This window comes from Lysinibacillus sp. FSL L8-0126, from assembly GCF_038630385.1.
Taxonomy (GTDB): domain Bacteria; phylum Bacillota; class Bacilli; order Bacillales_A; family Planococcaceae; genus Lysinibacillus; species Lysinibacillus fusiformis_D.
This window is the reverse complement of record NZ_CP152028.1, coordinates 2491764-2506771: the sequence shown is the minus strand read 5'-3', so window position 1 is coordinate 2506771 and position 15008 is coordinate 2491764. Positions and strand designations below refer to the sequence as shown.

Annotated in this window: 13 protein-coding genes; 2 read left to right on the top strand and 11 right to left on the bottom strand. The window is 39.3% G+C overall.

The features are described from left to right. Positions 1-29: 29 nt before the first annotated feature. From gcvH to MHI34_RS12205, 5 genes are all read right to left on the bottom strand, one after another. Positions 30-410 carry a glycine cleavage system protein GcvH gene (gene gcvH, locus MHI34_RS12225; RefSeq protein WP_036119635.1) on the bottom strand — a complete coding sequence of 127 codons (381 nt, stop codon included), beginning with the start codon at positions 408-410 and terminating at the stop codon, positions 30-32. A gap of 206 nt (positions 411-616) precedes the next feature. After that, positions 617-973, bottom strand: a complete 357-nt coding sequence (locus MHI34_RS12220) for an arsenate reductase family protein (protein WP_342503492.1) — start codon at positions 971-973, stop codon at positions 617-619. Positions 974-1204: 231 nt separating this feature from the next. Next, on the bottom strand, positions 1205-2989 hold the full coding sequence (locus MHI34_RS12215) for an acyl-CoA dehydrogenase family protein (protein ID WP_036119631.1): 1785 nt from the start codon (positions 2987-2989) through the stop codon (positions 1205-1207). 126 nt (positions 2990-3115) lie between these two features. After that, on the bottom strand, positions 3116-4288 hold the full coding sequence (locus MHI34_RS12210; RefSeq protein ID WP_058844823.1) for an acetyl-CoA C-acetyltransferase: 1173 nt from the start codon (positions 4286-4288) through the stop codon (positions 3116-3118). 49 nt (positions 4289-4337) lie between these two features. After that, positions 4338-6722 carry a 3-hydroxyacyl-CoA dehydrogenase/enoyl-CoA hydratase family protein gene (locus tag MHI34_RS12205; protein ID WP_271910814.1) on the bottom strand — a complete coding sequence of 795 codons (2385 nt, stop codon included), beginning with the start codon at positions 6720-6722 and terminating at the stop codon, positions 4338-4340. A gap of 376 nt (positions 6723-7098) precedes the next feature. Here MHI34_RS12205 and MHI34_RS12200 point away from each other — a divergent pair, with 376 nt between their 5' ends. Further along, complete coding sequence (locus MHI34_RS12200) at positions 7099-7413, top strand: thioredoxin family protein (protein ID WP_036119622.1); 315 nt, start codon at positions 7099-7101, stop codon at positions 7411-7413. A 59-nt stretch (positions 7414-7472) separates the two neighbouring features. Continuing rightward, positions 7473-7976 carry a C39 family peptidase gene (locus tag MHI34_RS12195; RefSeq protein WP_271913619.1) on the top strand — a complete coding sequence of 168 codons (504 nt, stop codon included), beginning with the start codon at positions 7473-7475 and terminating at the stop codon, positions 7974-7976. An 86-nt stretch (positions 7977-8062) separates the two neighbouring features. Here the strand turns inward: MHI34_RS12195 and MHI34_RS12190 are convergent, their stop codons facing one another. The 6 genes from MHI34_RS12190 to MHI34_RS12165 form a co-directional block, all read right to left on the bottom strand. Next, the gene (locus tag MHI34_RS12190; RefSeq protein ID WP_330493984.1) at positions 8063-8950 is read right to left on the bottom strand and encodes a 5'-3' exonuclease; all 888 of its coding nucleotides are present in this window, start codon (positions 8948-8950) and stop codon (positions 8063-8065) included. A 114-nt stretch (positions 8951-9064) separates the two neighbouring features. Beyond that, positions 9065-10057, bottom strand: coding sequence for an agmatinase family protein (locus tag MHI34_RS12185; RefSeq protein WP_334312329.1), 993 nt, complete (start codon positions 10055-10057; stop codon positions 9065-9067). Between the two features lie 419 nt (positions 10058-10476). Continuing rightward, positions 10477-11469, bottom strand: coding sequence for a polysaccharide deacetylase family protein (locus MHI34_RS12180; RefSeq protein WP_330493986.1), 993 nt, complete (start codon positions 11467-11469; stop codon positions 10477-10479). 4 nt (positions 11470-11473) lie between these two features. Further along, positions 11474-12220 carry a hypothetical protein gene (locus tag MHI34_RS12175; protein ID WP_230593767.1) on the bottom strand — a complete coding sequence of 249 codons (747 nt, stop codon included), beginning with the start codon at positions 12218-12220 and terminating at the stop codon, positions 11474-11476. After that, entirely contained in the window at positions 12201-13874 is a 1674-nt protein-coding gene (locus tag MHI34_RS12170) for a GNAT family N-acetyltransferase (RefSeq protein WP_342503491.1), read from the bottom strand. Before MHI34_RS12170 ends, MHI34_RS12175 begins: the two co-directional genes overlap by 20 nt. A gap of 1 nt (position 13875) precedes the next feature. Then, positions 13876-15006: a glycosyltransferase family 4 protein gene (locus MHI34_RS12165; RefSeq protein WP_170829883.1), complete on the bottom strand. Its 1131-nt coding sequence runs from the start codon at positions 15004-15006 to the stop codon at positions 13876-13878. Positions 15007-15008 lie beyond the last annotated feature (2 nt).

Here is a 15008-nt window from a genome sequence, read left to right as displayed (position 1 = left end):
TTTCCGACGTTTTTCGATTATAGCTTGTCTTATTCAGCGATCATTTCTTCGTATTGCTCTGCTGTCATTAGTTTTTCAACTTCTGATGCATCAGCAGGCTCCACAACGATCATCCATGCTTTTTCATATGGTGATTCATTAACGAATTCTGGGCTATCTTCTAAATCTGCATTTACTTCAACTACAGTACCTGAGATTGGTGCATACAATTCAGAAACAGTTTTAACTGATTCTACGCTACCGAATGGATCATCTGTTTTGATTTCGTCGCCAACTTGTGGAAGCTCAACGAAAACGATATCTCCTAATTCAGATTGTGCGAAGTGAGTAATACCAATACGTACTTTTCCATCTTCTGTTTTTACCCATTCATGTTCTTCAGAATAACGTAAGTCTTTAGGTGTGCTCATGCAAAAAACCCCTCCATAAATATGTAATATATTCACTTTCAGTGTGCCATACTTCTCCTATAAAAACAAGATTCAATTACGTGCCAGCTTAATTGCAGTCCACAATTTTTTCAAGTTACTTGAAATACATCTCTGTTAAAAATTTGTGACATCTGCCGGTGACTTTATCTCGGTTAGAAGAGTCGTTCGATCCTGTTTAAATACGGCTATTTCCAAGTTTGCTCAAAATCTGATTCTTTAAACCCTAGCGTTACTTTTTGGCCATCCGTTACGATTGGACGTTTGATTAACATCCCATCAGAAGCAAGTAGCTCCAGCTGCTCATCTTCAGTCATTTCCGCTAGCTTGTCCTTTAAACCAAGCTCACGATATTTCATACCCGATGTATTAAAAAATTTCTTCAAAGGCAGTCCACTGGCATGCCAAATGGCTGTTATTTCATCCTTTGTTGGCGATTGCTCTACAATGTGTACCTCTTCATAGGAAACCTCATGATCATTTAACCACTTTTGTGCTTTTTTACATGTCGTACATTTCGGATAATGGATAAATTGAATCGTCATTAAAATGCTCCTCTACTGTCTTTTTCTGTAGTATACCATCATAATTGTTTCGAATGGTGGAACTTCTCTCATTTTCGTAAGCCTAACCATCCGTTTTGCTGTTCTATTCATCACTTTCTCTATTTTATACGTCAATCTAGCTGTTCTATCCGTCAGTTTCAAGCTTCTATCCATCTCTCATAAAAAAACCTAGCTATCCTCTTACAGATAGCTAAGTGAAAGTGTATGCTATTAAACAATATATTTTTCAGCTTCGATTAGTTTAACAGAAGCTTCACGTTTCTTCGCAATTAAGTTATAAGGATTATTGCGTGTTAATTTACGAAGTGCAGATAATGTCATACGTGCTGCATCGCCATCTGCTGAAGCAAGAATTGTGTCTTTTGCTTCCTTTTCGATTTCTGTGAATGCTTCTTGGCAGAAGATTTGCGTGTATAGCAATTTCTGCTGTGCTTTTTCAGCGCCATCACGAGCAATTGCCTTTTCTGTACGTAAGACAGCTGACTCCATTGCAAATAATTGATTAGCGATATTGGCAATATTCACTAATACCTCTTGCTCCTGATCAAGCTTCGCACCAAAGCGTTGTGCTGCTAAGCCTGCAGCTAATACAGCAATCTTCTTAGCATTTTTCACTAAATATTTTTCTTGTGCTAGTGGCTCTGTACCGATGTCTTCTGGCATTAACATTAGCAGCTCTTGCTGTAAATTTTGAGCAACTTGTAATAAAGGAAGCTCGCCTTTTAGCGCCTTTTTCATAAATGTGCCAGGGACAATCATGCGGTTAATTTCATTTGTACCTTCAAAAATTCGATTAATACGAGAATCACGGTAAATACGCTCTACCTCATATTCAGCCATAAAGCCATAACCGCCATGTAATTGTACGGCTTCATCTGCAATATAATCTAATGTTTCCGACCCAAATACTTTCGCAATAGAGCATTCAATTGCATACTCAGCAATAGCACCTGCAATTACTTTTCCTTGCTTTTGCTCTTCAAGGCTTAACTGGCTTAAACGATCCTCAAATAGACCAACAGTACGATAGTTTAATGATTCGGACGCGTACAATTGAGAAGCCATTGTTGACAATTTCTCTTTTGTTAGATTGAAATCAGAAAGCTTTGTTTTAAATTGCTGACGTTGGTTTGTATACTGGATAGCTAACTCCAATGCACGTTTAGAGCCACCAATTGTGCCCACACCAAGCTTATAACGACCAATATTTAAAATATTGAAGGCAATGACATGCCCACGACCAATTTCACCTAATAGATTTTCTACAGGTACTTCCGCATCTTCTAATACTAATGTACGAGTTGACGATGATTTAATCCCCATTTTCTTCTCTTCTGGGCCTACTGAAACGCCATTGTAGGCACGTTCTACGATAAAGGCAGAGAATTTATCACCATCAATTTTTGCATAAACAACAAATACGTCAGCAAAGCCTGCATTTGTAATCCATTGCTTCTCACCATTTAAAATATAATGTGTGCCTGCCTCATTTAATTTTGCAGTCGTTTTTGCCCCTAGAGCATCTGAACCTGAACCTGGCTCTGTTAATGCATATGCTGCGATTAATTCACCTGAAGCAAGCTTAGGTAAATATTTTTTCTTTTGATCTTCATTACCAAATAGAACGATTGGTAGTGAACCAATCCCAACATGTGCACCATGTGTGATGGAAAAACCACCTGCAACAGACATTTTCTCAGCAATTAAAGCTGAAGAAACTTTGTCTAGTCCAAGCCCTTCATATTCTTCTGGCACATCTGCTCCAAGCAAACCTAATTCGCCTGCACTTTTTAGGAGACGCACTGAATGCTCAAATTCATGGTGCTCTAAATTTTCAACTACTGGTAAAACTTCATTTGCTACATATTCCTCTGTTGTTTTAGCAATCATCTTATGCTCGTCAGTGAAATCTTCTGGTGTAAATACACGATTTAATTCCACATCTTCAATTAGAAATCCGCCGCCTTTAATGAAATCAGTTGTTTTTTCAGTCATGATAAATTCCTCCCAATATATCTATTTTGATTGTTTAATCCCCAAATGAACATGTATAGAAAAGCTTGATGTGAACATGTTCGGAGGCAACCGTAAACCGTACACCTCAAGCTGATCTAGAAAATTTTATAAAATTTCAAATACACCAGCAGCACCCATGCCGCCGCCAATACACATTGTCACCACGCCATATTTCTTCCCTTGACGCTTCAATTCATGAATAAGCTTTAACGTTAAAATAGCTCCTGTAGCACCTAGAGGGTGACCTAATGCAATTGCTCCACCATTGACATTGACTTTTTCTTGGTCGATGCCTAAATGACGTACTACCTGTAATGATTGAGAAGCAAATGCTTCATTGATTTCCCATAAATCAATGTCATCTATGGATAAACCTGCAATTTCTAACGCTTTAGGTACTGCCACAATCGGACCAATTCCCATTACTTCAGGAGGCACACCACCAACTGCAAAGCCTAGGAATTTTGCCATTGGTGTCAGTCCTTGCTGTTCGGCCTCCTCACGATCCATCACTAGTACAGTTGCTGCACCATCAGAAGTTTGAGAGGCATTACCAGCCGTTACACTGCCCTTTACATGGAAAGCTGGACGCAATTTTGCTAAGCCTTCAACTGATGTACCTGGTCGTACACCTTCATCCATACTAAATGTAAATTTTTTTACTTGTGGTTTATTGTGGTCGTCTACGTAATGCTGTTCCACTTCGATTGGTACAATTTCATCATTGAACTTGCCTTCTTTAATCGCCTTTTCAGCAAGAACATGCGAGCGAACTGCAAAAGCATCTTGATCTTCACGACTAACATTGTACTGGCGAGCCACTTCCTCAGCCGTATGCCCCATACCCATATAATATTGCGGAGCCGTTTCAGCTAATGTCGGATTTAAGCGTGGTGTATTCCCCACCATCGGCACCATACTCATAGACTCGACACCGCCAGCTAGAATCACCTTTGAATGACCTAGCATAATTCGTTCTGCTGCATACGCAATTGCCTGTAAACCTGATGAACAAAATCTATTAATCGTTAGCGCAGGAGTTGTATCTGGTAATCCTGCTAGTGCCCCAATACTACGTGCTACATTCATCCCTTGCTCTGCTTCAGGCATCGCACAGCCTAAAATTAAATCATCAATCGGTCCTTCATAGCCCGCTCTTTTCAATGTTTCTTTGACTACAACAGCACCAAAATCATCTGGTCTTACTGTTGCTAAAGAACCTTTTTTTGCTTTTCCAATTGGAGTTCGTGCTCCTGCTACAATAACGGCTTCACGCATCGTATTAATCCCCCTTTGTTTCATGTGCAAGATTGATCTATTTTGTCAATTAGTTACGAAGTGGTTTACCTTTTAACAGCATGTGTTGCATTCTTTGCTGAGAAAGTGGATCAGCAACAAGGCTAAGGAAAGCCTCACGCTCTAAGTTCAATAGATACTGTTCGTCAACTAATGTACCGTACGGAACCTTACCACCCGCAATGACATAAGCTAATTTTTTAGCAATTTTTAAATCATGTTCGCTAATAAAACCTGACTCAAACATGCCTTGCGCACCGATGAGTAATGTTCCGTAGCCTGATGCACCGACCACTGGCACTTTTGTTGGTACAGGTGGTTGATAGCCCGCTTCGTAAAGCGCTAATGCAGCTTGCTTCGCATCATATAATTGATGGTCTGGGTTAACAGAAATACCATCTGCAAAGTTTAAGAAGTTATTTTCACGTGCTTCCTCACCAGAAGTTGAAACCTTCGCCATTGCAATTGTTTCAAATACTTTATTAGCAATATGTTGATAGTCTACATCTACGCCGTTCGGTAAGCCCTTTAGGAATTTTTGATAAAGCGCTTTATTACCACCACCGCCTGGAATTAAACCAACGCCAACTTCCACTAAGCCCATATACGTTTCCATCGTTGCTTGAATATGTGCAGCTGGTAAGCAAACCTCTGCTCCTCCACCCAATGTCATGGCAAAAGGTGCTGCCACAACAGGCTTACGTGAATATTTGATTTTTTGCATAGCATCTTGGAATGCCTTAATCACGAAATCTAGCTCAAAAATATTATCATCCTGTGCTTCTACTAAAATCATCCCTAGATTTGCACCTACACAGAAGTTTTTCCCTTGATTGCCGATTACTAAGCCCTTATAGTTAGCCTCTACTTCATCAACCGCAAAGTTAATCATTTGGATAATATCTAAACCGATTGCGTTCGATTGTGAATGGAACTCAAGCAGTGCAACTCCATCACCTAAATCTATTAAACTAGCACCTGTGTTTGATTTAATAACACCATGCTTTTTCTTATAGCGTTTTAAGTTAATCTCTTTTTCATTGACTGGAACTTTCACATATTGCGAACCATCATAGTAAGCTACATCGCCATCTAATTCAGAATAAAATGTCTCAAAGCCATTCGCTAACATCTCTTTGACAAATGCAGGGACTTCTCGACCTTCAGCCTCCATTTTTGCTACAGATTCTTGTACACCAATAGCATCCCAAATTTCAAATGGTCCTTGTTGCCAGCCGAAGCCCCATTTCATAGCATTATCAATGGCTACAACATCATCTGCAATTTCACCGTGTAGCTGTGCTGAGTAAATTAATGTTGGAGCAAAGATCCCCCACAATAACTCACCTGTACGATCCTTTGCATAGGTTAATGCCTTCACTTTATTAGCTAACCCACGTGTTTGTTTCGCCATTTCAATAGAAGCTGTTTTTAACTTTTTCGCTGGACTATACGATAATGTTGTTGGATCAATCTCAAGTATCTCTTTTCCTTGTTTTAAGAAGAAACCTTGACCCGATTTTGCACCTAACCAGCCGTTTTCAACCATTTTTTGTAAAAACTCAGGTACTGCAAATACTTGCTGTTCCTCACCTATTGTTTGGTCGTAAACATTTTTTGCTACATGAATAAATGTATCTAAACCAACAACGTCTAGTGTACGGAAAGTTGCAGATTTTGGACGACCAATAAGTGGACCTGTTACAGAGTCTACTTCACCAACTGAATAACCACCTTTTAACATTTCCTGTAATGTGATCAGTAAACCATATGTTCCAATGCGGTTTGCAATAAAGTTTGGTGTGTCCTTCGCCAGTACAACACCTTTACCAAGCACATCTTCCCCAAATGTTTTCATGAAACTAACTACTTCAGGAGCAGTTGTATTAGCAGGAATCACCTCTAGTAATTTTAAATAGCGAGGTGGGTTGAAAAAGTGTGTGCCAAGGAAATGCTTTTTAAAATCATCTGAACGTCCCTCTGCCATAGCATCAATACTAATACCAGATGTGTTTGAACTAATGATTGTTCCCGGTGTACGAACAGCATCAATTTTTTCATAGAGACTTTGTTTAATTGGTAAATTTTCCACAACAACTTCGATAATCCAATCTACATCTTTTAGTTTCCCTAGATCATCTTCAAAGTTGCCAACCGTTAGTAGTGATAAATTTTTCTTAGAAGTAAGTGGTGCTGGCTTTTGCTTTAATAACTTTTGCAAAGCTCCGTTTACAATACGATTTCTTACAGCTGGATGCGCTAAAGAAAGACCCTTTGCTTCTTCCTCTTGCGTCAGTTCCTTCGGTGCGATATCCAATAGTAATGTTGGTATACCGATGTTTGCTAAATGTGCTGCAATTCCAGAGCCCATCACCCCAGAACCTAGAACAGCTGCTTTTTTAATGTTGTAAGTCACAAGCAATTCCCCCTTATTCTCCCATTGAATGAATAGCCATTCATTTTTTGGCCAAAAAAATATCAAGTGTACCTTAGTGGATTTTTGTCTTGTTGTTGGATGAGAATCACTCCATTCAACCAAGCACTACTAAGGTTTATCTCCGTTCTCATTACAACTCTTAATGAATGAAGATAAAACTACTTTTCTGTTTTTAGTGTAGATTATTTTGTCTAATTTAGCAATCTTTTTTCAAGAATTATTTTTGCAATATACATCTTTTTTTGTTCTTTACGAGCTAAAAGCAGACAATATGTAGCGCTCAAAACAGCCAAACAGAAAACTTTCAGGTTGAGAGAAAAATGTGTAGAATGAAAAGCAAGGAGAGTGAATACTGATGAAAACAATTACTACTGCAGAACAATTTAATGAACTAATCGCTGGTGACCAAAAAGTGCTAGTGAAATTTTACGCTGGCTGGTGCCCAGATTGCACACGCATGAATATGTTCATCGATCCAATCATTGAAGAGTACAACCAATATGATTGGTATGAGCTAAATCGTGATGAGCTTCCAGAAATCGCTGACAAATATGATGTTATGGGAATCCCAAGCTTATTGATTTTCCAAAACGGTGAAAAACTTGCACACTTACACAGTGCCAATGCCAAAACACCTCAGCAAGTAACAGAATTTTTAGCTGCACAATAATAATGAAAAAAGAGCTGCATTTCTTCTTGAAATGCAGCTCTTTTTGGAAGGGAAACATGATGCACCAACAATTGGCTTTATATGGAACATCACAATATGATGCATCCATTGCACCAAGCTATCGAAATTCTGCCTGTGGGCCCACTACGATTTACGTCATTTTAAACTATTTGAACAGTTCAGCTCCTTCTATTAATAAGCTTTATCGACAGCTTGGTGGCACAAAAATTGGTTTGTTTAAATGGCGACTGATTCACAACCTCCGCGAACTGCAACCCACCTGGGATATTCGAACTTGTTCACTAAAAGAAGCTTTACAAGAAATTGACGCAGGTCGCCCTGTTGCTATGCGTTTTGACCGCTATTTTAGCCTACAGTGGCAGAATAAAAAATCAACATTTGCCTACCATTGGGTACCGCTTATTGGCTATACCATAAAAAATGATACGTTATCGTTAATATTTCATGATAATGGTGGGCCACAACGTGACAGTCAAATTCGGCAGGCTCTCTACAAAGACAATGACAAAGTATTATCGTTCGTTAAAATAACACCTCAGTAGGGCAAATAATGAAACGTCCTTATTTGCTCTCTCCACTCATTTCTCATAAAAAAACAGAGCATATTGCTATACTCTGTGATGATCCATTAAATAAGGGAATATAATGAGCGTGCATGCTTTGCAATTAGCGTGTAGCCACTCTCTTCTATCTCTTTAAAAATTTGCGGTTCATAGTTTGGTAACATAAGGCTTGTAAAATCGGCATCAATTGGAACATTCGTTTGAATTGTTGCAAGCTCATGGGATAATTTCAGCATGTCCAAATTCTCTTGAATTTTTGTCCGTTGCCCTGGCTTTAATTCACCGAGCGACGCTAAAATTTTGTCAATCGAGCCATATGTTTGGATTAACGTTAGTGCTTGCTTAGGACCAATCCCCTTCACACCTGGATAGCCATCACTTGTATCACCCATAAAGGCTTTAACCTGTGCAAACTGTGTTGGTTCAATACTATATTCTTCTTTAAAGCGAGCATGTGTATAAATATCGTATTCTGTGTAGCCTTTTTTCATAAAAGCAATTTCTGTAGATGGTCTTAAAAGCTGAAGCAAGTCTTTATCACCACTAATGACAGTAATATCTGCCTGTTCCTGCCATTTGGTAATCATCGAGCCAATTAAATCATCAGCCTCCATGCCCTTCACTCCGAAATTTTGCCAGCCAATTTGCTGTGATAAATTTTTCGCCATATCAAATTGAGGGAGCATTTCCTCTGGTGGTGCTGGGCGATTCGCTTTATAGCCATCATATAAATCATTGCGGAATGTATGTGCCCCCATATCCCAGCAAACAGCCATATGCGTTGGCTTCATGATCGATTGTGCCGTTAACACATGTCGCACAAACCCTTGGGCTCCATTAGTCGGTGTTCCATCTGCCAGACGAATAAAATGCCCCATTGCAGCGGAAGCGAAAAATGACCGGAATAACAGTGCCATCCCGTCAATAATCAATAGTTTTGGTTTTGTTGTCATGCTATATTTCCTCTCTATTACAATACAAAGTTTGTATCTATTATTGTTTTCTACTTAAACATTATAGCAAACTTTCAATAATCAGCATTGTTAATACACGGAAATACGCTTACTTTACAACATAACCTTCCCTTTTTTCGAGATGCGATTGCGGTGATCCAGTTGAATCCCTGTTAACCATTGTAAAAAAGCTGTCACTCCAATCTTAACAGTTTCTGGACGCAGCACTCCTTCCTTCGGGTCGGCGTAAACAAAATCAATATGACGAACCCCTTCATTTTCACCAATTAGTTTAAGAATATCAAACAATTCATAGGCCGTTAAACCACCTGGTGTTGCTGCCGGAACATCGCGCGCAAACATAATATCAAGAGCATCTAAATCAACGGAAACATAAATGCGATCTACCTCATACATAAGCTGACGTAGCATTTCGCGGATTGTGAGCTGAATACCATCACGTCGCATTTGCTTTAACGTAATCATATGAATCCCTTGCTCTCTTGCATAATGAATCATTTCAGGAGAATTAAAAAAGCCATGCAGACCGACATTATACACATGTTTCCCCTCCACAACCCCTGCTGCCATTAACTGATGGATTGGCGAATCTTGCGCTAAACCAACCTCCTCTTGATTTCTTGCATCTAGATGCGTATCAATTTGAATAATGCCAATCCGATCTTGTGGAAAAGCATTCTTTATGCCTTTTAGTGAGCATGCTGTAATGGCATGATCGCCTCCAATCAAACAAGTAAAGCTTTTTTGAAAGGCGATACTTAAATTTTCCGCTGCCGCCTCGATGGCCGATTCTGAAAGCATTCTATCTTGTTCATGAATCGCCACATCTCCTATATCAACGACTGATAGCGCACGTAAATTTATCTGCTCATCTAAATTATACGATTGAAAGCTTGGCCAAGCTTTCCGAAATGCTGTTGGGTATTGCGCTTTTGTTGAGGCTCCACTGGCATACGATAAAAGAGCACCATATACGACAATATCCACATCATTCGGGTTCGGATTTAGCTGCTGCTTTATCCATTGATGCATCGCTGATCCATTTTCTTGCTTCCATTGGCATTCTGGTTGTATAAACATATTCATCTACCACCTTTATATCTTTTCTATTCAAGTTAAATTGACCTATACGAACTTACGCTCTCCCTAAAAAGTCTTAACATATATCCTCTATAGTAATAGTACCATTCGTACATTCAACTTCGTCACTGTTTTTCTTTTTTCCTCTTTTCTTTTAAATTTTCTCCTTATACAACAAAAGAGCAAACTAGAAATCAGTTTGCTCTGCCCATTTTATAGGAATAAATATTTGTTTTTCATCCCGAGTTGGTGTCTTTCACGAGAGTTACCACTATTTTAGAACGCTTGCTCTTCTTTATAAGCGGCTTTCTCACCTCGAGAGCTATTGGACCACTTTCATGAGCAAGCTACCCTTCGTAAAGAAGATGTGAACCCCAACTTTGTTTCCAAAAATTCTCTACTTTTAATAAAAGCACTCGAATCCTCTACTTCTGCTGTTTAGAACGACTTTCACAAAGTTCTGCTACTTCATACATGGAGTAACTTTGAAAATCATATTGACTGCGCAAGGTCTGAAAATAACTTAATAGCTCTTCTAGCATAGCTAAATTTTTATCAAGATGTTTGCCAAAATTATGAGGATGCCACCATAAATGATAAAATGCTTGTGCCTGAGCAGCTTCGAGCATGCCTTCCTTTATGCGATTTACTTTTAAACCCTCGAATACACGTAACGGACTACAATAAGGTCTTAAAAAGGCACTTGATCGAATATTTATTAGTTGGTCCTCTTGCATTTCCTCCAGTGTAGCCATATGATGACCAGTTAGATTCCAATAGCTATCTAGCCACTTTTTGGCACCCAAAAGTCTCCCCTTTTTCGTAAACTTTTGGGCATCATACAGAACATGATTTTCGGTACCTCTGTAGCAAACATAGCCCGCTTCTAAACATGCTGCTAAATAATCTTTGTTTACTTGATTACGGGGAAAGACTATGGATTTCATCGGAGCAACATACCCCTCACTAATCGTTTTTGTCGCATGTAAGTCTGCACAAAAGGCTGCTTCTGTTTGACCATTCTCTAAGCAATAGAAGTGAGAAAAGGTATGGCTTCCTATTTCCTGATGTGGTGTACGTTTAATCTCCTCAATTAATGATTTCCCAAAATGCAAGAGATCCTCTTGTTCATTTTCGCCTACTTTTGCTAGCTGGCTATGCGCCGCAAAGCGCATGTTATCATATTTCACAGGGATACCTCGTAAATAATGAGCCATTTCTGCCTTTGATTCTGCAAACAATAATCCGACTGTAGCCCAAGTCGCATGTATGTCATATTGCTCAAATAACGCTAGTATCCTGGGCAGGGCTTTCCGTACACCATAAAGGTTCTTATTATATTGTCCATATCGAAATACATCATGGACACCCCAATTCAGCTCAAAATCTAATGAAATAACGAGACCCCCACCATTCATGTAACTACTTCCTCCATTTTTGCACACCTAGTAACAGTGCACGTATTTTGGATTGAGTAATATAGCCTGAGTAAACATGGACAAGCTTGCCTCCAAAGCTTAATTTAAAGGCTCGTACATTTCGATTGTCCGTTAACTCACCCATATCATATAAAACAAAACCTTGTGCTTTTAGATGCAGTAGGTTATGCCAGATTAAAAAACGATTAGCATAACGGATTGGGCGTTTTAAATGAGCGGGCATAGCTGATGCATGGCAAGTTGCCACATAATAGGACATCGCTTTTTTCTCATGTACAATATCTAATCGATAGCACAGTGTTTGTCCACAAATACTTTGGATCTCAGATAATAATAATGCCCCCTGTTCGTTGAGGAGCATAATAGTTTCCATTTGCGACTTGCCAATCGCTTCAAGCTTTTTTCTTTTAGCAAAATGATTATAAAATTGCTGAAAGGCTCGTAAGTTTTCGAGGGATGGCTCTTTATACAAAATGACTTGATAAGATTCCTTTTGGGCACGTCGTAAAATTTTGCGATTGCCTTCAGAAAGCGCTAAATACAATGATAGCTCATGTTCTTGCAAATGAATGTGAATCGTTTCACTTTTTACAAGCTTTCGACTAGGTACCAATGAATGTGTATACCCTACGACTTTCATTGATTTTCGAAAATTCGCTGGTTTTTCTAAAAAATAAAAATGCTGCATTGCGATATTCCATCGCTTACTTTTAATGGACAGAATGAACATCGCCCCCACTCTCTGTATATTTTTCTACTCGCTGTCGCTCAAAACGAGCGATTTTATAATGTTTCATTCGAGAAATAGGTTTATAGCCTAGCTGTACTAAACGTTTACGTTTCCGCCATTGCCAAAAGCTTGCTGTTACCCACAATGTTTGTGCTGGTTTTATTTTTCGGAAATACGCTGTAATAATATCGATTTGTTTGAAAACATCATAGGCTAAAAAATAGGTTTCCTTCGGTAAGGCTTCTACAATTTTCATTGAATCTACACGCCAATTGGAGGCATGTAACGCAAAGGCTGGCTTATTCGTTTCCGCAAAGGAGTCTTTATAGATCTTATAGCCCTTATAATAAAGAGCAATGACTTCTTCCTGATCAAGCTGCATCGCTTCCTGAATGGACATTTCTTCAAATAAATTACCTACAGGCTGCTGTGGCGATACGTCCTCTGATGGGGATAATTCATACAGCTCCACTTGTTTCAAACGAATACATTTTTCTACGAATTGTTGTCCATATTCTAGCCAATCTTTTATCTTTCCATACTTTACTAAATAACGTAAATAGCCTAGTGTATTACGCTTCCAGTCCACAATTCGTTGATTGCCCTTTACGTGTTCTTTAAGCCGTTCCTTTAGCGTCAAAAAACCTGCCAATAGATTTGTACGTTTCGTACCACTGCTAGCAAGCATATGCCTCGTAAAATCAATGCTAGAACGCCAATCAAATTTATAAGGCTCATAGCCAATGCTCATATCAAATAAGTTATAGTTTGCTGCAAACGTTCGCTGAATGGTTTCCTGATTGACTATACGACCAGCACCAAATAAATTGAAGGTTGGCTCATGTGCCAGAGCATAAGTTACATAACGACCACGACAGCCAAGACCATAGGTGAAAGCAATCCACTGGTTTTCAAAAACAAGTGCATCGACCTCCACCTGTAATGCCTCTCCTTTTAGCATTGTAAGACGCTCAAAAAAATCTCTTTTCTTGCCCTTTGTAAAATCACTTGTATCTAGCTTCTTTGCCCAGCGTCTATCAAACAACCGAAACATTTGCCAAAGCTCGTCCTGTGATGGCTCACGCATTGTTAAGGAGCCTAAATTTCGGAGCTTTCGTTCGCGACGATCAACACCATGCATTTTTCGCCGTTGCTGGAAATGATGCTGAAAATCTACTTCTGAAAAGGCGAGATAGGGTGTCACAACACGGAAAATACTTGTACGTAATTGTCGCTCTACAAAGTATTGCTCCACGACTTTTGTAGACACTTTACTTTCTAATAAGCCATGCAGTGAAAAAACAATATGCCGATGCCTCTTAATCAGTTCATCAAATACGAAGGTCGTTGCTTGTGGTAACCATTGATGTTTGGCAACAACCCCTGTATAGTTAGCAATATTTTCACCTGCAAAGGCATACACTCTTATCCCCCATCGAACAGATACCTTAAAGGGGAAAAACGCAATGATTGTCCCGTCATGTTCAATGGCGTAAAGCTCAACTCGTTCTTTACGCCCTACAATTTGCCACCAATTATAAAACCAAGCAAATTCTATAAACGGGTTATCATTGTCCTCTGCTTCTAAAATGGCATCCCAAATTTCCTTGTACCACATAAGCTCATCATCTGTTCTAATGCGAATTAATTGCAATTTAATCCCCTTTCTTCACAAGTTCTGAAACAGCCTGTTGATACACTGTTACTGTTTTTTGATACATGGGGATAAACGTGAAATCCTGCAAGTAACGACGTTCACTTGCATTCCCCATTTGTTGCCTTAAAATAGTATCCATTAACAATGTACGAAGCCTCTTCTTCAATAATTCATATTCTTCTCGCCCTACTAAAAATCCATTATCCTTATCTGCAATAAGTTCGTTCACACCACCTACATTTGTTGCAATAATTGGAAGACCTACACGCATTGCTTCAATGATAGAAATCGGCAAGCCTTCCCAATCTGACAACAATACAAATACATGGCTCTTCTCTAGATATGAATGAACGTCTAATTGATTGCCTAAAAAGGTTACACGATTCGTTAAACCATGCTGAACAACGAAACCCTCAAGAGCTGGACGTAAAGAGCCATCCCCAATTAATTGAAGATGCCAAGATAGATCTGTGAGCTCTGCTAATGCCTTTAGTAAAATATCCTGTCTTTTTGGCACTTCAAAACGAGCAACCATGATAATGATTGGCTGCTCCACGAATGTCTTTTCAGTTGCCTTGCTTCTCTCAATTCGATCAATTCCATTATGGATGGTCAGCAATTTATGAGCGGGCGCAACCTTTTCCAAGAGGGCTAGTTCCCGATCATATTCAGATACTGTAATTATTTTTGTTGTGAATGGCTGAACCGATTTTTCCACCCGATGATAGAGTAGCTTTTTCTTGCGGGGAACACCTTCTGTAAAACTCCAGCTATGTGCAGTAAAAACAGTTGGGATACGTAGTAAACTGCCAACGACACGACCTATTACACCTGCCTTAGATGAATGGGTGGCTACAACATCAGGTTGTATTCGTTTGAAGATTGCTCTTAATTGCCAAAATGTTTGAAAGTCTTTCGTTACATGAATATTTCTTTGCAAGGTAGGGATGGTGATCACTGGAATTTGTTGTTCTTGTAAGCACCATAATGAGGGCTGATAGGAACCTGTCACGACAGTTACTTCATGCCCATCTTGTTTGAGCTGGATAGCAAGTGCCTCCACATGCTTTTGTGCTCCTCCCACTTTATCCATTCGTGTAATAAGCTGAACAATCTTCAGTCTAGCCACTC